Source organism: Bordetella sp. FB-8 (assembly GCF_000382185.1).
Taxonomy (GTDB): Bacteria; Pseudomonadota; Gammaproteobacteria; order Burkholderiales; family Burkholderiaceae_B; genus Bordetella.
Window position 1 is genome coordinate 3,569,863 of sequence record NZ_KB907784.1, and the last position, 23,701, is coordinate 3,593,563.

Genomic DNA, 23,701 nt, shown 5'->3' on the forward strand with positions numbered 1-23,701 from the left:
TGACCTGTATTGGCCATTGCTGTTATCAGCTTATTCCCACCAGCGCCGGCAGCGCGCAGGGCGAACCATCGCACGGTCACTGCGGCAGCTTGCCCTTCGGGATGCCCAAGTGCTTGAGAGGGGCCACGGGTTGCTGCAATTGATCGAACGTGCATTGCACCGCATTATTGAAAGACACCACCACGATGGAACCCACCACATAGAGCTTGTAGTTGGAGGTAATGCGCACAGGCGGGTTGTCGCATTGATGGCTGACGGCGTCGCTCAAGCTGCCCGGCAGCGTGTCCATGGTCTCGCGCATGCGGTACTGGCCCAGCAGATCGCGCACCCACCCCCAGCCCGAGGTCAGATAGATGGGGACCAAGCGCCGCAGGAAGGGATACTTTTTCATCGTCAGGTTGAGCACCGGCGGATATCCGGCCGTGCCGTTCAAAACATAGTGCTCCAGGTCGACACCGCGCGCCGCATAGCGTTGGTTGATGTTGACGAAGTCATCAGCCAGGCTGGCGCTGATACGGTGTTCATAGCTGTTCTGCGCCTGCATGGCATAGCCGTAGACTGCTGCCAGGAGCAGCATGCTGTAGGCCGGCAGCCCCAGAAGCGTCCACAGGCCGTAGCGCCGCAGGCCAGCCCAAGGCACGGTTTCACGCCAATATATGCACAGCAGCACCAGACAGGCCGAGATCAAGGCCCCGATACCCACCAGGATGCGCGGCTCGATCACGGCCTCGCTGAGAAACAGCAGAGGCCCCAGGGCACTGAGGGTCAACGCCACCGGAATGATCGGAACAAGCACCACGAGACCAATGCGTCCGGCCAGACTACAGTACCGCCAGGAGCGGGCCGCATAGCGCAGCCCGAACATCAGGGCGATGACCAGGCCCAGCGCCAGCGCCGCCCTCAAAGGCCAGGAGCCGGTCTCGCTCAAGCCCTCGCGTATCAGCTCCCAATAGCTCAGCACATTGTCGGACAAGGCCGACCACTGTCCGGGGCGCAGCAAGGCAGCGTGGTAGCTGGCATAAGGGTTGCGCAGGATCACATCGGCGATGATTTTGTAAGGAATCATCGCCGCCACCGCCTGGGCCAGACGGCCCAGCACCTGGCGCGCGAGCGTGCCGGGCGTGGCATCGCGCCACATCAGGTAGAGGAACTCCAGCACGCTCAAGACCAGGAAGGCATTGAGCGCGGGCTGGTACAGGCACAGCGTGCCCAACAGGCAGAGCGCGCCCCACCCCATTCTGCGTCCGCGCCACGGCGTCTCGCAGACCGCCGCAACGGCCAAGGTCAGGGCCAGCACCATGGTCAGCACGTCGAATTTGTACGACAAGTTTTCCAGGAAGAAGGGGCTGGCGCCCAGCGGAAAGGCGACCAGTGTCGCTGTCGCGGCATCGCGGATCGCGAATTTGCGGGCGACCAGCATGGCGCACCAGGCAAGAAGCAGCACGGCCAGGATCTGCGGCAGCGGCGTCAGATCGGTCAAGGGTGTGCCCATGTTGAGCGACTGCATGACCAGTGTGGTCAGCGGCCGGCCATCGCCCGTCCAGCCCGTGTAGCCGCTATGCACTCGGCCCAGGTCGTCCACGTAGAGGCGGTCGGCATGCAGGATGCAATAGGCGACGATGCCATTCAGAATCAGCGCGGCCTTGAAGACTGGCCTGTTCCAGCGCGGGACGTCCAGATTCTGTGTAGCGCTTTGTGCTGGAGAAGTATTCATTGCGGGTTACATGCCATTTTAGGTTCGCGCAAGAGCATACCCGAATCAAAAAGGCCGGACGCTCGTGCGCCCGGCCCCGAATTACGGCCGATTGCCGGCCTGGGGTCACTTGTTGGGTTGCGGCGTGATGCGCAGATAGGGCCGCACGGCCTTGTAGCCTTTGGGGAATTTTTCCTTGAGCACGGCCTCGTCCTTGAGCGAAGGCACGATGATCACGTCGTCGCCGTCCTGCCAGTTCACCGGCGTGGCCACGCTGTGGCTGTCGGTCAGCTGCAGCGAATCGATCACGCGCAGGATCTCATTGAAATTGCGCCCTGTGCTGGCCGGATAGGTGATGATGAGCCGCACCTTCTTGGCCGGGTCGACGATGAATACCGAGCGCACCGTGGCCGTGGCGCTGGCATTGGGGTGGATCATGTCGTAGAGTTCGGAAACCTTGCGGTCTTCGTCGGCCAGGATGGGAAAGTTCACCGTGGTCGATTGCGTATCGTTGATGTCGTGGATCCAGTCCTTGTGCGACTGGGCACCATCCACCGACAAGGCCAACACCTTGACGTTGCGCCGGGCAAACTCGCTGGCAAGCTTGGCGGTATAGCCCAGTTCGGTGGTGCACACTGGTGTGAAGTCGGCGGGATGCGAGAACAGCACGCCCCAGCTGTTGCCCAGGTATTCGTAAAAACGAATGGGGCCGGAGGAAGATTGCTGTTCGAAATCGGGGGCGACGTCGCCCAGGCGTAGCTGTGCCATGGAAACTCTCCTGCAAAGTTATGGGGCCATGTCGGTCATTCTGGCACCCAAGAAGGACAGGCAAAAATAGCCTGCCCGCATAATCTTATGTAATGCTGGCCTTTTCCCATTGCATGCCGCACGCATCGGCAATAGCGCCGCCGCGCACCGCGGCCGACAGACTCAGCGCGCGCGGCAGGATATGCGCGGCATAGAACAGGCTGGTCGCCAGTTTGCGGCGGTGATAGGCATCGGTGGAACCCGCGGCCAGGTGCCTGCGGCAGACCAGAGCCGCGCGCGCCATCTGCCAGCCGCCATGCACCGTGCCCGCCAGCATCAGCAAGGGCACGCTGCCCGAATACACCGCCCTGATCTGTCCTGCGGCGTTCTGCACCACATAGGCCACGGCATCTTCATAGGCACAGATGGCCTGCTCGAAATTCAGACGCAGCAGCTCTAGCGCGTCGCGGTCACCGGCATCGGCCTTCTGCGCCTGAGCCGCCACAAACTTGAGCGTCTCGCGCATGGCGGTAATGCAAGCGTGGGCCGCCGCGCCGCCGTCGCGCGCGATCTTGCGGCCCACGAAGTCATTGGCCTGGATGGCCGTGGTACCTTCGTAGATGGGCAGGATGCGGGCATCGCGGTAATACTGGGCCGCGCCGGCCTCTTCCATGAAACCCATGCCGCCGTGCACCTGGATGCCCAGCGAAGCCACCTCCACGGCCGCTTCGGTGGAAAAACCCTTCACCACGGGCACCAGGTATTCGTACAGGGCCTGCTGGCTCGCGCGCACGGCCGCGTCGGGATGGTGTGCGCCCAAATCGTGAGCCGCCGCAGCCACGTAGGAGACGGATCGTGCCGCCTCGGTCAGGGCCTGCATGGTCAGCAGCATGCGCTGCACGTCGGGGTGGTGCGCAATCGCCACCGGGCCGGCCGAACCCTCCACGGCGCGGCTCTGGATGCGCCCCAGAGCATAATCGCGCGCATGCTGATAGGCCCGCTCGGCCACCGCGACGCCCTGCTGCCCCACCGCAAAACGCGCCGCGTTCATCATGATGAACATGTATTCCAGGCCGCGCCTTTCCTCGCCCACCAGATAGGCCACTGCGCCCTCGCCCACTTCGCCCTTGCCCGAACCGTAGATCAGTTCACAGGTCGGGCTGGCGTGTATGCCCAACTTATGTTCGAGCTTGGCACACCAGATGTCGTTGCGCTTGCCCAGACTGCCGTCGTCCTCGACCAGGAACTTGGGCACGATGAAAAGCGAGATGCCCTTCACGCCCGGCGGCGCGTCCGGCGTGCGCGCCAGCACCAGATGCACGATGTTCTCGGCCTGGTCGTGCTCGCCGTAGGTGATGAATATTTTCTGGCCGTAAAGCCGGTAGCTGCCCTCGTTCTGGCGCACGGCGCGTGAAGCGATCAGGGCCAGGTCCGAGCCGGCCTGCGGTTCGGTCAGATTCATGGTACCCGACCACTGGCCGCTGACCAGCTTGGGCAGATAGCGCTGCTGCTGCGCCTGACTGCCCACCGTTAGCAGCGCCTCAATTACCGCATCGGTCAGCATGGGACACAGCGTGAAGGCCAGGCTGGCTGATTGGAAGCTTTCATGCACCGGTGCCGCCACCAGCTTGGGTAGGCCCTGTCCGCCCCACCGCACGGGGTGCGGCAGACCTTGCCAGCCGCCCTCGCCATACTGAGCGTAAGCCTTCGCCCAGGCAGGCAGCACATGCACCCGGCCGTCCTGCCAGACAGGCGGTTGACGATCGCCCTGCGCGTTCAACGGCGCCACCACCTCCTCGACCAACCGGGCGTTTTCTTCAAGTATCGCGTCGACCAGATCGGGGCCGATCTCCTCCTGGTTCGGCAGCCCGAGCACATCGGACAGGCCAGCCAGCTCGTTGAGCGTGAAACGTATGTCCTGCAGTGGAACCTGATAGGCCAAGGTTGTCTCCTCGATTTATCCCATCATTATATTTCCGGTTCCCTCCCGATCGGCACGGGCGTGACGACATGTAAGGTAACGCGTAATGAGCGCGGCTTCGGCAAGGTCGACAGTCGGCCGGCATTCAAAAAAACCAACCGCCCGCCACGACGAGAAAAGCGTCTTCTCCAGCCCCATCCAATTCGAATGCCGTGCCGGCATATTCGTGAGGGACGCCGCGCTCAAGGGCATGGTCGCCAAGAGGATGCAAGGCCACCGCTGAATTTCCGATTGCTCAATCGTCCGAGACCGCCGGATCCCCCCGGCAGCCTCGGGTTTGCAGCATCACGCCGTATAGCGGCCTTAAAGCGCCTCGGCCAACTCGGGCACGAGCTGGAACAGGTCGCCCACCAGGCCGTAGTCTGCCACGCCGAAGATCGGCGCCTCAGGATCCTTGTTGATCGCCACGATCACCTTCGAATCCTTCATGCCGGCCAGGTGCTGGATCGCGCCCGAAATGCCCACGGCCACGTATAGCTGCGGCGCGACGATTTTGCCCGTTTGGCCCACCTGCCAGTCGTTGGGCGCGTAGCCCGCATCGACTGCCGCGCGCGAGGCGCCCATGGCCGCGCCCAGTTTGTCGGCCAGCGGTTCGAGAATCTTGAAATTCTCGGCGCTGCCCATGCCGCGACCGCCCGAGACCACGACCTTGGCGCCTGCCAGTTCGGGGCGGTCACTCTTGGCCACCTCGCGGCCCACGAAGCTGGAAAGCCCCGAATCGGCGGCGGCGGCCAGCGGCTCCACCGCAGCCGAACCGCCCGTGGCGGCCACCGCGTCAAAGCCCGTCGTGCGCACCGTGATCACCTTGACCGCATCGCCCGACTGCACGGTGGCGATCGCGTTGCCCGCGTAGATCGGGCGCACGAAGGTATCGGCCGATTCCACGCCGATGATGTCCGAAATTTGCGCCACATCCAGCTTGGCCGCCACGCGCGGGGCCACGTTCTTGCCCGAGGCCGTGGCCGGGAACAGGATGTGGCTGTAACTCGAGGCAATGGCCAGCACCTGGGCCTGCAGGTTCTCGGCCAGGCCGTCGGCCAGATGCGGCGCGTCGGCCAGCAGCACCTTGGCCACGCCCGCGACCTGCGCGGCGGCATCGGCGACGGCGCGCACGCTGCTGCCCGCCACCAGCACGTGCACCTCGCCGCCGGCGTATTTTTGTATCCCCGCTGCCGCGGCCACCGTGTTCAGCGTCGCGCCCTTCAGGTGGACGTTATCGTGTTCGGCAATAACCAGGATCGTCATCTTCACACCACCTTCGCTTCGTTCTTGAGCTTGTCCACCAGCGCGGCCACGTCAGCCACCTTGATGCCGGCCTTGCGCGCCGGCGGATCGGTCACCTTCAGCGTCTTGATGCGCGGAGCTGGATCGACGCCCAGGTCGGCCGGAGTCAGCGTCTCGAGCGGCTTTTTCTTGGCCTTCATGATGTTGGGCAGCGTCACGTAGCGCGGCTCGTTCAGGCGCAAGTCGGTGGTGACGATGGCGGGCAGCTTGATCTTGATCGTCTCAAGGCCGCCGTCCACTTCTCGGGTCACCGTGGCCGAACCATCACCCAGTTCAATCTTGCTGGCGAAGGTGGCCTGAGGCCAGCCCAGCAGCGCGGCCAGCATCTGGCCGGTCTGGTTGGCGTCGTCGTCGATGGCCTGCTTGCCCAGGATGATCAGTTGCGGGGCTTCCTTCTCGGCCAGCGCCTTGAGCAGCTTGGCTACTGCCAGCGGCTGCAGTTCGGCGTCGGTCTGCACCAGGATGCCGCGGTCCGCGCCAATGGCCAGCGCCGTGCGCAGGGTTTCCTGCGCCTGGGCCACGCCGCACGACACCGCCACCACTTCGGTGGCCTTGCCCGATTCCTTCAACCGCGTGGCTTCTTCCACCGCGATCTCGTCGAACGGATTCATCGACATCTTTACATTGGCGATATCGACACCGGTCTGATCGCTCTTGACGCGCACCTTGACGTTGTAGTCAACCACGCGCTTGACGGGTACAAGCACCTTCATCCAACAGTCTCCTATCTATCCGAGTAACCTTTCCGACTATGAAATTTTTACGGCAATCTTTCGATTCTACAGCTTGGACAGCGCCCGTATGTGGGCCACCACGCTGCGGCCCAAGGCCGACAGTTCATAGCCACCCTCGAGCGTGCTGACAATGCGCCCCCCCGCGTGGCGGTCGGCCACACCCACGATTTTGTCGGTAATCCAAGCGTAGTCGGACTCGACCAGGCCCATCTGGCTCATGTCATCCTCGCGATGGGCGTCAAAGCCCGCCGACACCAGGATCAGCTCGGGCCGGTGCGCGTCCAGCCGCGGCAGCCACTGTTCGGAGACGATGGCGCGCACGGCCGGCCCTGTGGTATAGGGCGGCACCGGCACATTGACCATATTGGCCGCCGGCTGGCTCGTCCCGCTGTGGGGAAAGAGCGGGTGCTGGAAGAAACTGCACATCAGCACGCGATCGTCGCCCGCGAACATCTCCTCGGTGCCGTTGCCGTGATGCACATCGAAGTCGACGATGGCCAGACGCCGCAGGCCATGAACGGCCATGGCGTGCGCGGCGCCGATGGCGATATTGTTGAGAAAGCAAAAGCCCATGGCGCGGTCGCGGCAGGCATGGTGCCCGGGGGGACGAACCGAACAGAAGGCGGTCTCGGCCTGGCCCGTCATCACGGCGTCTACCGCCGCCACCGCGGCGCCGGCCGCGTGCAGCGCCGCATCCAGCGTATGGCAGTTCATCAGCGTATCGGGGTCCAGGGGGGTGTACTCGCCCTGCGCCGGCACGCTCGCCGCCAGGAAGTCGAGATACGCCGCCTCGTGCACGCGCAGCAGCGCCGCGCGGTCCGCCGCAGGCGCCGGGCGCGCATCGAGCAAGGACATCAGCCCGCTGGCCAGCAATTGATCGGATATGGCATCGAGCCTCTGCGGACTCTCGGGATGCCAGTCGCCCATTTCGTGCTGCCGGCACGACGGGTGGGTAAAATACAAGGTCTCCATAGGGAAGATTGTATGTTCATGCTCAGGCGTTTGCTGCGGATCGGCGGGTTGGTGGTTCCCTTCATGCTTGCCGGCTGCGCTTCCTCCCCCCCCAGGACGCCTGTTCCAACCCTGCCCCCCACATCCTCGTCTTCCGGCGCGATACACATTGGACCGTCCGAACCCGGTCCCTCGGACGAACCGTCCTCCACCACCCTGCCAGACGGCCGGCTTCGCCCCGACGTGGACAACTTCGCGCGCGATCTGGCCGCCCGCCGGGACCTGCCGCTGGATCAGGTGCTTGCAAGCCTGTCCGGCGCGCGCTATAGCGCGACGGTGGCGCGCCTGATCATGCCGTCCGTGCCCGGACACAAGGTGTGGCGCAGTTGGCTCACCTACCGCTCGCGCTTCGTCGAACCCAGGCGCATCCGCTGGGGCGCCGAATTCTGGCGCGAAAACGCCGCGGCATTGAATCAGGCGCAACAGCGCTATGGCGTGCCGGCCAAAATTATCGCCGGAATCATCGGCGTGGAAACCCTCTACGGCCGCAATATGGGCAGCTTTCGTGTGATCGATGCGCTCTCGACCCTGGCCTTCGATTACCCGGTGCCCGACAAGCCCGATCGCGCGGCGATGTTCCGCGGCCAGTTGGGCGACTTCCTCACGCTGGCGCTGCAGGGCAGGTTGGACATCGATACGCGCGGCTCGTATGCCGGCGCGATCGGCATGCCGCAGTTCATGCCGCGCAGCATCATGCAATACGCAGTGGACAGTTCGGGCAATACCGGCGGACATATCGACCTGGCCAACGATCCGGCCGCCGCCATCATGTCGGTGGGCAATTACCTGGCTCAGCACGGCTGGGTGCGCGGCGTGCCCGTATTCGCGCCGGTGCGACTGCCGGCAGACCCTTCCGCCCTGGTGGTGGGGGGGCTGGCGCCCACCATGAGCTGGGACCAATTGCAGGCCGACGGCGCCCGGCTGGCGCCTGGCGCCCAGGCCGGGAGATGGGGCCAGCAGCGGCTGGGCATCGTCGATCTGGACGAAGAAGCGCGCGGAACGGCGCAGTACCGGACGGGAACGCCGAATTTCTTTGCGATCACGCAGTACAACCACAGCTACTTCTATGCGACGGCGGTATCGGATCTGGCGGATGCCGTCGCGCAGCAGGTGGGGCCGATATTGGCGGGATCCGGGCTTTGACTGCCTGGGTTCTTGATTCATCTGCGCGGCGTCGGGGTTCCAGCCGCCTCGCACGTCTCGGGAACCCGGTCAACCCTGCGAATTGAACACGCCGGTGGACAGATAGCGATCGCCGCGATCGCAGGCGATGAAGACGATGGTGGCGTCGTTCACGCGCTCGGCCAGGCGCAGCGCGGCCACCAGGGCGCCAGCCGATGAAATACCCGCGAAGATACCCTCTTCGGCCGCGAGGCGTCGGGCCATCTCTTGCGCATCGTTCTGCTCGATCGACTCATATGCGTCGACGCGGCTGGCATCGAAAATCCTGGGCAGGTAGGCCTCGGGCCATTTGCGGATGCCGGGAATCTGCGAGCCGGGAGCCGGCTGGGCGCCGATGACCTGGATGGCCGGGTTGCGCTCCTTGAGGTAAATGGACATGCCCATGATGGTGCCCGTCGTCCCCATGGCGCTGACGAAATGGCTAACGCGCCCTCCCGTCTGTTGCCAAATCTCGGGACCCGTGGTCTCGATGTGGGCGCGCGGATTGTCGGGATTCGCGAACTGGTCGAGCACCTTGCCCTTGCCTTCGGACTGCATTTCCATGGCCAGGTCGCGCGCGTATTCCATACCGCCCTTGTCGGCGGGCGTGAGAATAAGCTGGGCGCCATAGGCTGTCATGGAAGCACGGCGTTCCAGCGAAAGATTGTCGGGCATGATGAGGATCATGCGATAGCCGCGCATGGCCGCAACCATGGCCAGGCCTATGCCGGTATTGCCGCTGGTGGCTTCGATCAGGGTGTCGCCGGGCCGGATCTCGCCGCGCTCTTCGGCGCGCCGGATCATGGACAGGGCCGGCCTGTCTTTCACGGAACCCGCAGGATTGTTGCCTTCGAGCTTGGCCAGGATAACGTTGCCGCGCGCCGCGCCGGCCTGTCCGGGAATGCGCTGCAGGCGTACCAGGGGCGTGTTGCCGATGGTCTGTTCGATGGTGGGGTAATCGATGATGTTCATTGCTGGATGCCGAAAAATACAGGCTTCGATCATACCGCCCGGCCAAATTCCAACCCGGCATATCCATGTTCAATTCAGGGTGGCCTACTCAAGGCCGCCCCGGCAGCCGCGCCGGCACGGGTCGGGGCGCGCCTGCCGGTGTGCCGGCAGCCGGGCTGCCGCCCACGGTAAGTCCGGCAGCCTGCAGGGACTGGGCCCGCTTCGGACCGATGCCCCGCACGCGATCGGAAAGATCCTCGATGGATTCGAAGCGGCCGCCACGCTGGCGCTCCTGGACGATGATGCGTGCCGTCTTGGGGCCGATGCCGCGCAAGGACTCCAGTTGCTCGGCGCTGGCGCTGTTGGCGTCGAGCGCGTGGGCCGACGATGCCATGACCAGGGCCAGACCGCCCGCCACCGCCAGGCGCCCCGCCACACCACCCACGAACCGGCGGCCCGCCGGCAAAAGGCGGCCCATCGCGAAATCGGCGCGCGGCGCAGGCCGGGCAATCGTGTCGTTCAGAAAGGGATTCATGCGCTTCTCCTGGTTGGCCGGGGTGCTGGATGCAGCCCGGCCGGCCATCATGCGCGGCGGCGCGCGATGCCGGAGAACGCGGTGTACGGAAATGTCCGTCCCGGGAAGTACCTAGCGCGGCCTTATTTGGCGCGCCAATAGCGCACGTATTCGGCTACGCCGGTTTGCACATCGCGCATGGGTTCAGTAAAACCAGCAGCGCGCAGATTGGATGCATCGGCCTGGGTATAGCTCTGGTAGTAGCCCTTCAAATCGTCGGGGAACGCCACGTAGCGAATGAGCCCGGCCTCGACCAGTTCGGCCAACGGCAGCGCCGCCTCGCCCTTCTCGGCGCGCAGCGTGTTGACCACGGCAGCGGCCACGTCGTTGAACGGCTGGGCGCGGCCGGTGCCGCAATTGAAGATGCCGGACTGCTCAGGGTGGTCGAGGAAGTACAGGTTCACGGCCACCACGTCCTGCACCGAGATGAAATCGCGGCTCTGCTGGCCGTCGCCATAGCCGTCCCAACCGCCGAACAGGCGCACATGTCCTTCGGCCAGGAACTGATTCATATTATGGAAGGCCACCGAGGCCATGCGACCCTTGTGCTGCTCGTGCGGACCATAGACGTTGAAATAGCGCAGACCCACCACCTGCGCGACAAGCCGCTGCATGCGCCGACGCAGCACCTGGTCGAAAAGCAGCTTGGAATAGCCGTAGACGTTGAGCGGCGCCTCGTTGGCCGGCTCTTCCGCATAGACCGCCGAGCCGCCATACACGGCCGCCGACGAGGCATACAGGAAGGGGGTGGCGCGGCTCTGGCAATATTCGAACAATTCCAGCGTGACGCGGTAATTGTTATCGAGCATGAATTGTCCGTTGCGCTCGGTCGTGTCCGAGCAGGCGCCCTGGTGCAACACGGCACGCACGTCGGGCAAGCGGCCTTCCCGCACGCGAACGCGGAAATCGTCCTTATCCAGGTAATCGGCGATGCGGCAGTCAGTCATATTGCGAAATTTGTCGCCATCGGTCAGATCGTCGACGGCGATGATGTCGTCGATGCCGCGGCGGTTCAGGCCTCGCACCAGATTGCTGCCGATAAAGCCGGCAGCGCCGGTAACAATATATGTCATGATCAGCCTCCCGCCAGTTCCGCGGCGGTGACGGTTGAAGTACCTAGCTTGCCCACCACAATGCCGCCGGCTCGATTGGCCCAGCCCATGGCCTGGACCCAGGACAGGCCCGCGGCACGCATCAGCGCCAGAGTGGCCAGCACGGTATCGCCCGCGCCGGAAACGTCGAACACTTCGTGCGCCTGCGCGTCGACGTGCTCGCGCGAACCCGCCGAGAACAGCGTCATGCCTTGCTCCGAGCGCGTCACCAGCAAAGCCTCAAGCTGCAGGTGGGCACGCAGTAGCTGCGCGCGCGCGGTCAGGTCGTCCTCGTCCTTCCAGCGGCCCACGGCCTGGCGCATTTCTGAGCGGTTGGGCGTGACCAGCGTCGCGCCCTTATAGCGATCGTAATCGTCGCCTTTGGGGTCGACCAGTACCGGCACCTTGTGCTCGCGCGCCAGGGCGATCAGGTCCTGGACGCGGTCCAGCGCGCCCTTGGCATAGTCGGACAGAACAATCACATCGTGATTGGGCAGATGGCGCGCCACGGCCGCGCTCACGCCATCTAGCGAGGTCTGCGCAGGACGCTGCTCGAAATCGATGCGCAGCATCTGCTGCTGTCGTCCCAGCACACGCATCTTGAGCGTGGTGGGATGCGCAGCGTCGCTGACTAGATCCGCATGCACGCCGGCTTGCTGCGCAAGCTGGCCGACACACGCGCCGGCCTCGTCCGCACCCGTCACGCCCACCAGCGTGACCAGGCCGCCCAGGGCTGCGACGTTGCGCGCCACGTTGGCCGCCCCGCCGAGTCGGTCTTCACGGCGCGCCACGTGAACCACGGGCACCGGCGCCTCCGGCGAAATGCGGTCCACTTCGCCGAACCAGTAGCGATCCAGCATGACATCGCCCACCACCAGCACGCGACTGCGTGCGATGGCACGGGCAGGAAAAGACGATATGTCGGTCATTCCAGTTCCTCCAGACGACGAGGAGCCGAGGTTTCCCAGGCATTGCAGCCCGGGCATTGCCAATAGAAACGGCGCGGCTGAAAGCCGCAGGACTTGCAAACGTAGCGGTCCAACCGCTGCGTGTGCTTGTGAATGAGGCTGCGCAGCAGGGTCAGATCCCCGCCGGGCACGGCATCGTCGCGGCGCGCATCAGTGGGCACGGCATCGGAAGCGCCTGCGGCCGGGCTGCCCGCCGTGGGGTTGGCCAGCTCGACTTCGAGCAGGCGATCCAGCCCAAGCAACGATGGATGGCTGCGCATTGCCTCGCGCGCGAAACGCCAGGCCTGCGCCTGGCCTCGCTGGGCCCGCAACTCGCGGAAAACCACGTTGAAAAGATCGAGCGAGGCATGCTGCGCATAGTGCCGGCTGAGCACGTCCAGCCCCTGGGCCGCCTCGCCCGACTGGGTGTAATTGGCCAGCAGGCGCTCGGCCACCAGGCCCGCATATTCCGACGCGTCGGTCAGGACCGACTCCAGGTACAGGCGCTCGCGCTTGGGGTTCTGCTCGATCTGCGCCAACTGCGCGCGCAGCATGGCGACGCGCGCCCGCGCCCCGCGCGAGGCTGCCGCGTCGAAACCTTTGGCTGCGTGATCGGCGGCGTCCAGCGCCACATTGGCAGCCTCGGCGTTCATTGGCTTGGCAGCCAGCGCCGTCTGCGCCAGTTCGCAGTGGTAGTGCACGATCTGAGGCACAGGCTCGTCCACCAGGCCTTGCAGCGTCTTGACCACCTCGATGGCGCGCGGCCAGTCGTGCTCGGATTCGTAGATGCGCACCAGCGAACGCAGCGCCGGCAAGGCAAAGCGCGTGTCCTTGAGCGTGTTGAAGGTGCTTTCGGCGCGATCCAGCATGCCGGCCTTGAGGAAATCCTGCGCTAGTTCGTGCTGGGCGTGGTCGCGCTCGGCCACCGGCAGATCGGCACGGTTCAGCAGGCTTTGATGCACGCGGATGGCGCGCTCCATTTCGCCGCGCCGGCGAAACAGGCTGCCCAAGGCAAAGTGCAGCTCGGTGGTTTCCGGATCGAGCTTGGCCACCTCGACGAAGGCGTCGATGGCCCGGTCGGGTTCTTCGTTGAGCAGAAAATTCAGGCCACGGAAGTACGAATCCGGCAGGGTGCGCGTTTCACGCAACATCTGACGAAAATCGAAGCGCGCAGCCACCCATCCCAGGCCGAACAGCATGGGAATGAAAATCAGCCACCAGGGTTCAAAATCCACGTATCGTGCTCGATGCTAAGAAAAACAGCCGACTCACAGCGGCGACATGGGTGCGATGGCCTCCGGCGACACCGGGGTCGGCGACGCGGCGGCTTGGGCCAGGGACTTCAGGCGGTCGACCTCGCGGCGCAGGCGCGAGGCCTCACGGCGGCGGCGCATGGCCATGGGCACCGTCAGCAGTAGGCCGAAAACGGCCCCCACCACGAAGGTGACCAGCATGACCACGATGAGCGGCACGTTCTGTATCGCGTAGTCGGCGTAAAAATTGACCTTGACCGGATCGGTGTTCTTCACGGCGAAGATCAATACGGCGATGAAGACCAACAGGCGCAGGATCCAGACGAAATAGCGCATGAGACAGACTCCCAGCTAGGAATTCGGACTTCGGGCTTCGGATTGTAACTTGCACGGCGGCCTAATCCCACCCGTCGACGGCCGTGCTAGATTGTCCGATACCATCAACGAACACAGCGAGGCAAGCAGTGAAGACGCACAAGATCGCCGTCATTCCCGGAGACGGCATCGGCAAGGAAGTCATGCCCGAAGGCCTGCGCGTGGTCGAGGCCGCCGCTAGGCGATTCGGCATCAAGCTCGAATTCAAGCACATCGAATGGGCGAGCTGCGACTACTACGCCAAGCACGGCGACATGATGCCGGCCGACTGGTTCTACCAGCTCAAGGACTGCGATGCCCTCTATTTCGGCGCCGTGGGTTGGCCCGACATCGTGCCCGACCATATTTCGCTCTGGGGATCGCTCCTGAAGTTCCGCCGCGACTTCGACGAATACGTCAACCTGCGCCCCGCCCGCCTCATGCCCGGCGTACCCTGCCCCCTGGCCGGCCGCAAGCCGGGCGATATCGACATGTACATCGTGCGCGAGAACACCGAGGGTGAATATTCGTCCGTGGGCGGCAAGATGTTCGCGGGCACCGACCGCGAGTTCGTGCTGCAGGAATCGATCTTCACCCGCAAGGGCACCGACCGTATCCTCAAATACGCCTTCGAACTGGCGCAAAGCCGGCCCAAGAAGCATCTGACCTCGGCCACCAAGTCCAACGGCATCTTCATCAGCATGCCCTACTGGGACGAGCGCTTCGCCGAAATGGGCAAGCAGTACCCCGACGTACGCCAGGACAAATATCACATCGACATTCTGGCGGCTCGCTTTGTCATCAGCCCCGAGCGCTTCGACGTGGTCGTGGCCTCGAACCTGTTCGGCGACATCCTGTCCGACCTGGGTCCGGCCTGCACCGGCACCATCGGCATCGCCCCGTCGGCCAACCTCAACCCCGAGCGCACCTTCCCCTCTCTTTTCGAACCCGTGCACGGCTCGGCACCCGACATCTACGGCCAGAACATCGCCAACCCGGTGGGCATGATCTGGTCGGGGGCCATGATGTTGGACTTCCTGGGCAACGGCCAGGGCGTCTACCGCCAGGCCCACGACGCCATCCTGCAGGCCATCGAGAAGACCCTGGCCGCAGGCCAGACCACGGCGGACCTGGGCGGCAAGCTCAATACCACCGAGGCGGGCAAGGCGGTCGCGGCGGCGCTCGAAGCGGTCTGATTGAAGCTGCCGGGTAACGGGCAAGAAACTCGAATACAAGTCCGCTTTGCAAACAAAAAACCCTTCCTGGTCGGAAGGGTTTTCTCTTTGGTTCGCCGCCATGAGAAGCTCAATGCATGGCGTGCAGATCCATCTCGGATGACGCGGGATCGGAAGACCCTTCAGCACTGCCGGCAAGTTGTTCGTCGGCAACCTGGTCGACACGCTCGCGCAACTCCTTGCCGGCCTTGAAGTGCGGCACCTGCTTGCCAGGCACCAGCACCTGCTCGCCCGACTTGGGGTTGCGTCCGACGCGAGGAGACCGTTGCGACAGCGAGAAGCTGCCAAAGCCACGGATCTCGATGCGCTGACCCGTGGCCAGGGCCTGGGTCATGGCATCGAGCATGGTCTTGACGGCGTAATCGGTGTCGCGGGCGGCCAACTGGGGATAATGGGCCGCCAACGCTGCGATCAGCTCCGACTTGGTCACTGAGGCACCAACCCGCTATCAGCCTTCGCCGCGCTGCTGGTCGAGCTTGGCCTTGAGCAAAGCGCCCAGGTTGGTCGTGCCCGACGAAGCGCTGGCTTCGGACATGCGCTGGATGGTCTCAGCGGTCTCGGCGTTGTCGCGAGCCTTGATCGACAGCTGAATCGAGCGCGTCTTGCGGTCGACGTTGATGATCATGGCTTCGATGTTCTCGCCGGCCTTCAGGACCGTGGTGGCGTCTTCGACGCGGCCCGCGGAGATTTCCGAAGCGCGCAGGTAGCCTTCGACTTCGACCGACAGGGTCACGATGGCGCCCTTGGCTTCGACCAACTTGATCGTGCCGGGGACGACGGCACCCTTGTCATGCGTAGCGACGAAGTTGTTGAAGGGATCGCCTTCCAACTGCTTGACGCCCAGCGAGATGCGCTCCTTGTCGGTATCGATGCCCAAAACCACGGCTTCGATCTCGTCGCCCTTCTTGAAGTTGCGCACGGCTTCTTCGCCGGTATCCGTCCAGGACAGATCGGACAGATGCACCAGGCCGTCGATGCCGCCGGGCAGGCCGACGAACACGCCGAAGTCGGTGATCGACTTGATGGCGCCGCGGACCTTGTCACCACGCTTGAAGTTGGTGGCGAACTCTTCCCACGGGTTCTGGCGGCACTGCTTCATGCCCAGCGAGATGCGGCGACGGTCTTCGTCGATTTCCAGGACCATGACTTCGACTTCTTCGCCCAGGGTCACGACCTTGCGCGGATCGACGTTCTTGTTGGTCCAGTCCATCTCGGACACGTGCACCAGGCCTTCGATGCCGGCTTCGACTTCAACGAACGAGCCGTAGTCGGTCAGGTTGGTGACCTTGCCGAACAGGCGCGTGCCTTGCGGGTAGCGGCGAGCCAGGCCCACCCACGGATCTTCGCCCAGCTGCTTGACGCCCAGCGAGACGCGGCTCTTTTCCTGGTCGAACTTCAAGACCTTGGCTTCGACTTCCTGGCCAACGGCCAGGACTTCGGAGGGGTGACGCACGCGGCGCCAGGCCATGTCGGTGATGTGCAGCAGGCCGTCGATACCGCCCAGGTCCACGAACGCGCCGTAATCGGTGATGTTCTTGACCACGCCCTTGACCACGGCACCTTCGTGCAGGGTCTCGAGCAGCTTCTGGCGCTCTTCGCCCATGCTGGCTTCCAGCACCTGGCGGCGCGACAGCACGACGTTGTTGCGCTTGCGGTCGAGCTTGATGACCTTGAATTCGAGGGTCTTGCCTTCGTACGGCGTGGTGTCCTTGACGGGACGCAGATCGACCAGCGAGCCGGGCAGGAAAGCGCGGATGCCGTTGGTCATGACGGTCAGGCCGCCCTTGACCTTGCCGGTGATGGTGCCGGTGACCAGTTCGCCGTTATCCAGCGCGGTTTCCAGCGACAGCCAGGCCGACAGGCGCTTGGCGCGGTCGCGCGACAGGATGGTGTCGCCGTAGCCGTTTTCCAGGGCATCGATGGCCACCGAGACGTAATCGCCGGGGTTGACTTCGATCTCGCCCTGATCGTTCAGGAATTCTTCGAGCGGGATGAGCGCTTCGGATTTCAGGCCGGCGTTGACGACCACGAAATTGTGGTCGATGCGCACGACTTCGGCGCTGATGACCTCGCCGGACTTCATGTCCTGGCTCTTGAGGCTTTGGGCAAACAGGTCGGCAAAGCTTTCGCCGCCGGTAGCTTGGTTAAGGGAAGACATTTAGGTTAAAGGTCCTGGCCGGAATTGGCCGTTAAAAATACACACCGCGACGCACGCAGTGGAGTGGTAAAACCTGCCGCCGCCACTCGGAATCGAACACGGCCGACAGGACGTTGCTGCTTAAAAAACGCACATCAATATGCGGAGATTACTTTCCACATATCCAACACGGCTTGCACCGTTTGCTCGAGGGTCAAGCATGACGAATCGAGCTCGCGGGCATCTTGCGCAGGCTTCAGCGGCGCAGCGGCGCGCTGCATGTCACGCGCGTCCCGCGCCCGCAAATCTTGCAAAAGCTCTTCTATATTAGCAGAAATTCCCTTATTGATCAATTGCTTATGGCGTCTTTTCGCCCTAGCCTCGGCGGCCGCGACAAGAAAGACCTTCAAGGGCGCATCGGGAAAGACAACCGTCCCCATATCCCGACCATCAGCCACCAGCCCCGGCGCGACCCGAAAAGCCCGCTGCCGCTCCAGGAGCGCGCGGCGCAGATCAGGGTAGCCGGCGATACGCGAGGCCAGGTTGCCGACCTGCTCCTGGCGAATGGCGTCAGTGACATCCTCGCCCTTCAGGTAGATGCATTCGCTCTGGAATCGCACGTCCAGCCGCGCGGCGGCCTGGGCCAGGGCGGGCGCATCCTCGACCGCGATGCCGCGCCTGAGCGCAGCCAGGGCGGTCAGGCGATAAAGCGCGCCGCTGTCCAGCACCGACCAGCCCAGGGCCTGCGCGACGAGATGGGCCACGGAACCCTTGCCGGAGGCGGTGGGGCCGTCGATGGCGATGACTGGAATGGGATTCATGATGGGGAGCGATGTGGTTGAAATGTCGAATTCTTAACGCGCAAGTCCAATGGTTTCCCGTGCAGCAACACTGCCCGCACACGACAAACGCCTCAATGACTCACCAACCCCGAATACACCTCGAAATACGTCGGAAAGGTCTTGCTCACGCAGCCGGGGTCAAGTATGCGCACCTTTGCCGGACCGAAAGCGGCCAGCGAAAAACACATGGCCATGCGATGGTCATCATAGGTGCCGATGTGCGCATCGCGCCATTGGAGGGGCGGCGCCACTTGCAACCAGTCCGGACCGGATTGGACCCGGGCGCCCAGCTTGGCCAACTCGGTATGCATGGCATGGATACGATCCGTTTCTTTGACGCGCCAGCTGCCGATATTGCGCAGGCGACAAGGGCCGTCGGCGTACAGCGCCAGGACCGCGGCCGTCATGGCGGCGTCGGGGATGAGATTGAAGTCGGCGTCAAAGGCGCGCAGCCGCTCCCCTGCGGCGACATGCACACCGCGGGATTCAAGCCAGTCGGGACCGGCGTCGATGCGCGCGCCCATGGCCTTCAGGGTTTGGACAAAGGCCACGTCGCCCTGGATGCTGTCGACCCCCACGCCGCTCATGCGCACCGGACCGCCGCCGATCGCGCCCAGCGCCAGAATGTAAGAGGCCGACGAGGCATCGCCTTCGACCAGAATGCGACTCGGGCTGCGATAGATGGCGTCGGCCGGCACGGTGAAACGCTGCCAGCCCTCGCGCGCCACCGTCACGCCGTAGCGCGCCATCAGGTTGAGCGTGATTTCGATATAGGGCTTGGATATCAGCTCGCCGACGACTTCGACGACGACCTCCCGGTCCGCGGCACGCGCCAGCAGGGGCGAGATCAACAGCAAGGCCGTGAGGAACTGGCTGGACACATTGCCCTGTACCCGCACCGGGGTAGCTGCGCGCGGCCTTCCGCGGCCGATGCTCAACGGCGGATAGCCCGGCTGGCCCAGATACTCGACCCTCGCGCCCAGCGCGTTCAGGGCATCGACCAGGTCGCCGATGGGCCTCTCGTGCATGCGCGGCACGCCCGACAGACGATAGTCGCCGTCCATCAAGGCCAGTGCCGCCGTCATCGACCGGAACGCCGTGCCGGCGTTGCCCAGGAATATATCGGCCTGTTTGACGGGAAAGGACGCGGTGCCCTGCACGCGCGCACTGCCGCGGCCTCTTTCCTTCACCGGAATGCCCAATTGACGCAAAGCTGCCAGCATGACGCGAGTGTCGTCGGAATCGAGCAGGCCGGAAATTTCCGTGCTGCCCTCGGCCAGCGCGGACAGCAGCAGCACGCGGTTGGAAATGCTCTTGGAACCCGGCAGCGCCACGGTGCCCTGGGCCCGGGCCGCGTGCGGTAGGTCGAGATAGTCATGCGTCATTACGACTCCGTTGATCCGAGCCGCCAATCGCGGCGCGCGCATGCGGCGCGCTGCAGCAATTGCAGCAGCGCGGCACCGTCGCCGGCCGCCAGCGCCTGCTCGGCCTGATCCAACACGGCGCGTACGGCAAGCAACTCAGCCTGCATGGCAGAGCGGTTCGATAGAAAAATATCACGCCACATCTCGGGCGAACCCGCCGCGATGCGCGTGAAATCGCGAAAGCCCGAACCGGCCAGGCCCAGGCGCCGCTCGGAATCCGGCTCGCCCGCCACCTGCGCCATGTACGCGGCCGAAAGAAAATGAGGAATATGGCTTACCGAAGCCAGCACGCGATCGTGCAATTGGACGTCCATCTCGATCAGGCGCGCGCCGCAGTCCTGCCACGTCAGGCGCACCAGATCGACCGCCTGAGGCGGGTTTTCCGGCAAAGGACACAGCACCACGTTGCGATCCCGATACAGATCGGCATCGGCGGCATCCGGCCCGGTGCGTTCGGCTCCGGCAATGGGGTGGCCCGGCACGAAGCAGCCTATGTCCTGGCCCAGCGCCTGGCGCGCAGCGCGCGCCACCTCGGCCTTGGTGCTGCCGGCGTCGGTCAGCACGATGCCTGGCTTCAGGTGTGGGCGCATCTGGGCCAGCAATCGGCCCACGCTGCCCACCGGCGTGGCCAGCATCACCAGATCGGCGCGCTGCGCCGCCTCGGCGGCGCTCACGGCTTCGTCGATCAGACCCAATTCGCGGGCGCGCGCCAGCGAATTCGGATCGCGCCCGATGCCCAGCACGCGCCCCACCCCTCCGGCGCGCCTCAGAGCCGCCGCAAAGGATCCGCCGATCAACCCGACGCCGATCACGGCCAACACCGGAACGCGCAGAGCGCTCATGAAGCCCCCTTGGCACCCTTGAGGCGACTGGGCGCGTTCATTTGTCTTGCAGGATCTGCGCCAGCGCCTCGATGAAACGCTCGTTCTCCTGCGGCAGGCCGATGGAGACGCGCAGCCACTCGGGCAGGCCGTCGTTGGCCGTGGGACGCACGATGATGCCGCGCTTGAGCAGTTCGAGATTGATGCGCGCGGCATCGCCCACGTGCACCAGCACGAAATTGCCATAGCTGGGCACATAGCGCAGGCCCAATTTCTCGAAGGCCTGCGACAGTTGCGCTTTGCCGGCCTTGTTGCTTTCGTAGGCTTGCTGCAGGAAGTCCGCATCCTTGAGCGCCGCGATCGCTGCGGCCTGAGCCAGCGTGTTCACGTTGAAAGGCTGGCGTACGCGGTTGAACAACTCGGTCAGGTAAGGCTGCGCGATCGCGTAGCCCACGCGCAGGCCTGCCAGGCCATAGGCCTTGGAGAAAGTGCGCGACACCACCAGATTGGGATAGCGGCGCACCAGTTCCACGCTGTCGAAACGCAACTCGGGATCAAGGAACTCGTTGTAGGCCTCGTCCAGGACCACTGTCACCCGGTCGCCGTGAGCGGCGTGCACCTTGGCCAGGAAAGCCTCGATTTGCGCGCCGGTATGGAAGGTACCGGTGGGGTTGTTGGGGTTGGCCAGAAACAGCAGCCGCGTGTCGTCGGCGATGGCCTCGAACATCGCTTCCAGGTCGTGGCCGTAGTCCTTGGCCGGCACCATGATGTGACGCGCGCCGCGCGCCTGCGTGGCCAGGCGATACACCACGAAGGCATATTGCGCATACACAGCCGAGCTTTCCCTCGGCAGCAGCGTCATCGCAATCATCTCGAGCAGGTCGTTCGAACCGTTGCCCAGCGTCAGCCAATTCATGGGCACGCCGTAGCGCGACGACAGGGCCGATTTCAGGTCGAAGCCGTTGGCATCGGGGTAGCGCGCCAGCGTCGCGGCCGCCTCACCCAGCGCTGCGCGCGCCGAAGCCGGCATGCCCAACGGATTTTCGTTGGAGGCCAGCTTGATGATGCGCTTCGGATCCAGCCCGTATTCTCGGGCCAGTTCTTCGATGGGTTTGCCGGCCTGGTAGGCCGGCAGGTTGCCGATATAGGACGGTGCTGCAAACTCTTGCTTGCTCATGTCTGGCTCGATGTCTCGTGGATATTGTCGGAATCCGTCACTGCATGCCGCCGCACTCGGCCTACTGGGCCGGATACGAACCCAGCAGCTTGAAATACGCCACCTGCTTTTGCAGAATGGCCAGCGCCTTAGCCACCGCCGGATCGTCGCGATGACCTTCGATGTCGACGTAGAAGTAGTACTCCCACTGCCCCGTGCGTGCCGGGCGCGACTCGAAGCGGCTCATGGACACGCCGTTCTCGGCCAGCGGCGCCAGCATCTCGTACACCGCGCCGGCCCGGTTGGGCACGGCTAGTATCAGGCTGGTCTTGTCGCGGCCGCTGCCTGTCGGCTGGATGCGGCCTATGGCCAGAAAACGCGTGCGATTCTGGGTGTCGTCCTGGATGCCGGCCTCCACCACGGACAGCCCCCAGGCCGTTGCCGCGGTCTCGCCCGCGATCGCGGCAACGCTCGCGTCCTCGGCTGCCACGCGCGCCGCCTCGGAATTGCTGGCCGCCGCCGCGGTGCGCAGGTCGGGATAATGGCGCGCCAGCCAGCCCTGGCACTGGGCCAGCGCCTGCGGATGAGCCGAAATCGTGGTGATGCCATCCATATTGCCCGAGCGTGTCATCAGGCAGTGGCGTATCAGGAGCGAACGCTCGCCCAGGATTTTAAGCGGTGAACTCAGCAAAAGGTCCAGGTTGCGATTGACTGCGCCTTCGGTGGAGTTCTCGACCGGCACCATGCCCACCTCGGCCTGACCGGCCTCCACCGCTCGGAACACCTCGTCGAAAGAGGAGCACGGCAGGCCGCTCACTGCGCGGCCAAAGTGCTCGTAAGCAGCCTGCTCGGAAAACGAGCCGCGCGGCCCCAGATAGGCCACCGTCATGCCCCGTTCCAGCCCGCGGCAGGCGGAGATGATTTCGGTCCATACCGCAGCGATGGCCACATCGGGCAGCGGCCCCGGATTGCTGTCCTGCAAGGTGCGTATGACCTGCGCCTCGCGCTCGGGCTTGAGCACCGGCCCGTCGGCGTGCAGCTCGTGCTTGACCGCCCCAACCTCCTGGGCCGCGCGGGCGCGCTGGCTCAACAGATCGAGGATCTGCGCATCGAGCGCGTCGATGCGCGCCCGCAAGGGGGCCAGTCTGGCCTGCAATGTCTCATCCATAGCGTCGCTCGAAATCCTTGAGGTAGTCGACCAAGGCCTGCACACCTTCGAGCGGCATGGCGTTGTAGATCGAGGCGCGCATACCGCCCACGCTCTTGTGCCCCTTCAGGGCCAACAAACCGGCCTGGTCCGCGCCGGCCAGAAAGGCATCATTGAGCGATTCATCGCGCAACACGAAAGGCACGTTCATGCGCGAGCGCAGTGGCTTGTGCACCGGATTGCGATAGAACCCGCTTGCATCCAGGCAGCCGTACAGCAGCTCGGACTTGGCAATGTTGGCAGCCTCGATAGCCGCGACGCCGCCCAGCGCCTTGATCCACTTGAACACCAGCCCGGCCATGTAGATACCGAAGGTGGGCGGCGTGTTGTAGCGCGAATGCTCGGCCGCCACATTGGCATAATCGAAGGCCGAGGGGCAGATGGACAGCGCGTGGCCCAGCAGGTCGCGACGCGCGATCACCACGGTGACGCCGGCCGGGCCGACATTCTTCTGCGCGCCCGCGAACACCAAGCCCGTCTTCTCGATGGGCAAGGCGCGCGACAGGAAATGCGAGGACGCATCGACCACCAGCGGCACGTCGGGGGCGCCCAGCGCGGCCATATCCGGCCAGTCCATGTACTCGAGGCCGCCTATGGTCTCGTTGCTGCACAAATGCAGATAGGCCGCGTCCCGGTTGACGGTCCAGGTGTCCGTGCCCGGCACCCAGGTCCAGGGCAATTGTTCGCGCCCGTCGATCTGTGTGGCTTGCGCACTCGATGCGATGACGCGGGCATCGCCATAGCGGCCGGCTTCCTTGTGCGAGCGCACGGACCAGTGGCCCGTCACCAGGAAATCCGCCGCCGGGCTGGCGCGCCGGCCCAGCAGATTCATGGGCACGATGGCGTTCTCGCCCAGGCCGCCGCCTTGCATGAAAAGAATAGCGTAATCGGAAGGCAGGGACAGCAGTTCGCGCAGATCGCCCTCGGCCTCATCGCAGATCTGCACGAAGTGCTTGCCGCGATGGCTCATTTCCATCACCGACATGCCGCTGCCGTGCCAGTCCAGCATCTGGGCGGCCGCCTGCCGCAGCACGGCCTCGGGGATGGCGGCCGGACCGGCCGAAAAATTCCAGGGACGCGCCATACTGCTGCTCCTTC

22 protein-coding genes are annotated in these 23,701 nt (G+C 64.5%); 2 read left to right on the forward strand and 20 right to left on the reverse strand.

The annotated features are described in order from the left end of the window. Positions 1–76: 76 nt before the first annotated feature. The 6 genes from H143_RS0117035 to H143_RS0117060 all read right to left on the reverse strand — a co-directional run bounded on the left by H143_RS0117035 (position 77) and on the right by H143_RS0117060 (position 7,411). The gene (locus tag H143_RS0117035) at positions 77–1,714 is read right to left on the reverse strand and encodes a glucosyltransferase domain-containing protein (RefSeq protein ID WP_019939472.1); all 1,638 of its coding nucleotides are present in this window, start codon (positions 1,712–1,714) and stop codon (positions 77–79) included. Between the two features lie 105 nt (positions 1,715–1,819). Next, positions 1,820–2,461, reverse strand: a complete 642-nt coding sequence (locus H143_RS0117040; RefSeq protein WP_019939473.1) for a peroxiredoxin — start codon at positions 2,459–2,461, stop codon at positions 1,820–1,822. A gap of 85 nt (positions 2,462–2,546) precedes the next feature. Continuing rightward, positions 2,547–4,382, reverse strand: coding sequence for an acyl-CoA dehydrogenase (locus H143_RS0117045; RefSeq protein ID WP_019939474.1), 1,836 nt, complete (start codon positions 4,380–4,382; stop codon positions 2,547–2,549). 342 nt (positions 4,383–4,724) lie between these two features. Next, complete coding sequence (locus H143_RS0117050) at positions 4,725–5,666, reverse strand: electron transfer flavoprotein subunit alpha/FixB family protein (protein ID WP_019939475.1); 942 nt, start codon at positions 5,664–5,666, stop codon at positions 4,725–4,727. A gap of 2 nt (positions 5,667–5,668) precedes the next feature. Then, entirely contained in the window at positions 5,669–6,418 is a 750-nt protein-coding gene (locus H143_RS0117055) for an electron transfer flavoprotein subunit beta/FixA family protein (RefSeq protein ID WP_019939476.1), read from the reverse strand. Positions 6,419–6,484: 66 nt separating this feature from the next. After that, positions 6,485–7,411, reverse strand: coding sequence for a histone deacetylase family protein (locus H143_RS0117060; protein WP_019939477.1), 927 nt, complete (start codon positions 7,409–7,411; stop codon positions 6,485–6,487). Positions 7,412–7,423: 12 nt separating this feature from the next. On the opposite strand from H143_RS0117060, the gene mltB reads away from it, so the two are divergent. Then, positions 7,424–8,593, forward strand: a complete 1,170-nt coding sequence (gene mltB / locus H143_RS0117065) for a lytic murein transglycosylase B (RefSeq protein WP_026350181.1) — start codon at positions 7,424–7,426, stop codon at positions 8,591–8,593. 69 nt (positions 8,594–8,662) lie between these two features. Here mltB and cysM read toward each other — a convergent pair whose 3' ends face one another. From cysM to H143_RS0117095, 6 genes are all read right to left on the reverse strand, one after another. After that, the gene (cysM, locus tag H143_RS0117070; RefSeq protein WP_019939479.1) at positions 8,663–9,583 is read right to left on the reverse strand and encodes a cysteine synthase CysM; all 921 of its coding nucleotides are present in this window, start codon (positions 9,581–9,583) and stop codon (positions 8,663–8,665) included. Positions 9,584–9,671: 88 nt separating this feature from the next. After that, on the reverse strand, positions 9,672–10,097 hold the full coding sequence (locus tag H143_RS0117075; protein ID WP_081627146.1) for a DUF655 domain-containing protein: 426 nt from the start codon (positions 10,095–10,097) through the stop codon (positions 9,672–9,674). A 122-nt stretch (positions 10,098–10,219) separates the two neighbouring features. Next, positions 10,220–11,209, reverse strand: a complete 990-nt coding sequence (rfaD, locus tag H143_RS0117080) for an ADP-glyceromanno-heptose 6-epimerase (protein WP_019939481.1) — start codon at positions 11,207–11,209, stop codon at positions 10,220–10,222. Positions 11,210–11,211: 2 nt separating this feature from the next. Further along, positions 11,212–12,156, reverse strand: coding sequence for a D-glycero-beta-D-manno-heptose-7-phosphate kinase (gene rfaE1 / locus H143_RS20975; protein ID WP_019939482.1), 945 nt, complete (start codon positions 12,154–12,156; stop codon positions 11,212–11,214). Next, positions 12,153–13,409, reverse strand: coding sequence for a lipopolysaccharide assembly protein LapB (lapB, locus tag H143_RS0117090; RefSeq protein WP_019939483.1), 1,257 nt, complete (start codon positions 13,407–13,409; stop codon positions 12,153–12,155). Before lapB ends, rfaE1 begins: the two co-directional genes overlap by 4 nt. Positions 13,410–13,442: 33 nt before the next feature. Next, positions 13,443–13,763, reverse strand: a complete 321-nt coding sequence (locus tag H143_RS0117095; RefSeq protein ID WP_019939484.1) for a lipopolysaccharide assembly LapA domain-containing protein — start codon at positions 13,761–13,763, stop codon at positions 13,443–13,445. A 128-nt stretch (positions 13,764–13,891) separates the two neighbouring features. Between H143_RS0117095 and H143_RS0117100 the strand changes: the two genes are divergently transcribed. Continuing rightward, on the forward strand, positions 13,892–14,977 hold the full coding sequence (locus tag H143_RS0117100; protein ID WP_019939485.1) for a tartrate dehydrogenase: 1,086 nt from the start codon (positions 13,892–13,894) through the stop codon (positions 14,975–14,977). A gap of 109 nt (positions 14,978–15,086) precedes the next feature. Here the strand turns inward: H143_RS0117100 and H143_RS0117105 are convergent, their stop codons facing one another. From H143_RS0117105 to serC, 8 genes are all read right to left on the reverse strand, one after another. After that, positions 15,087–15,446, reverse strand: coding sequence for an integration host factor subunit beta (locus tag H143_RS0117105; protein WP_019939486.1), 360 nt, complete (start codon positions 15,444–15,446; stop codon positions 15,087–15,089). Between the two features lie 18 nt (positions 15,447–15,464). After that, positions 15,465–17,174, reverse strand: coding sequence for a 30S ribosomal protein S1 (rpsA, locus tag H143_RS0117110; protein ID WP_019939487.1), 1,710 nt, complete (start codon positions 17,172–17,174; stop codon positions 15,465–15,467). 134 nt (positions 17,175–17,308) lie between these two features. Beyond that, on the reverse strand, positions 17,309–17,974 hold the full coding sequence (gene cmk, locus H143_RS0117115) for a (d)CMP kinase (protein WP_019939488.1): 666 nt from the start codon (positions 17,972–17,974) through the stop codon (positions 17,309–17,311). 92 nt (positions 17,975–18,066) lie between these two features. Then, positions 18,067–19,380 carry a 3-phosphoshikimate 1-carboxyvinyltransferase gene (aroA, locus tag H143_RS0117120; protein ID WP_019939489.1) on the reverse strand — a complete coding sequence of 438 codons (1,314 nt, stop codon included), beginning with the start codon at positions 19,378–19,380 and terminating at the stop codon, positions 18,067–18,069. Beyond that, complete coding sequence (locus H143_RS0117125; protein WP_019939490.1) at positions 19,380–20,261, reverse strand: prephenate dehydrogenase/arogenate dehydrogenase family protein; 882 nt, start codon at positions 20,259–20,261, stop codon at positions 19,380–19,382. Before H143_RS0117125 ends, aroA begins: the two co-directional genes overlap by 1 nt. Before the next feature lie 37 nt (positions 20,262–20,298). Further along, the gene (gene hisC, locus H143_RS0117130; RefSeq protein WP_019939491.1) at positions 20,299–21,417 is read right to left on the reverse strand and encodes a histidinol-phosphate transaminase; all 1,119 of its coding nucleotides are present in this window, start codon (positions 21,415–21,417) and stop codon (positions 20,299–20,301) included. 61 nt (positions 21,418–21,478) lie between these two features. After that, the gene (pheA, locus tag H143_RS0117135) at positions 21,479–22,564 is read right to left on the reverse strand and encodes a prephenate dehydratase (protein ID WP_019939492.1); all 1,086 of its coding nucleotides are present in this window, start codon (positions 22,562–22,564) and stop codon (positions 21,479–21,481) included. Next, on the reverse strand, positions 22,557–23,687 hold the full coding sequence (gene serC, locus H143_RS0117140; RefSeq protein ID WP_019939493.1) for a 3-phosphoserine/phosphohydroxythreonine transaminase: 1,131 nt from the start codon (positions 23,685–23,687) through the stop codon (positions 22,557–22,559). Before serC ends, pheA begins: the two co-directional genes overlap by 8 nt. Positions 23,688–23,701: the final 14 nt, after the last annotated feature.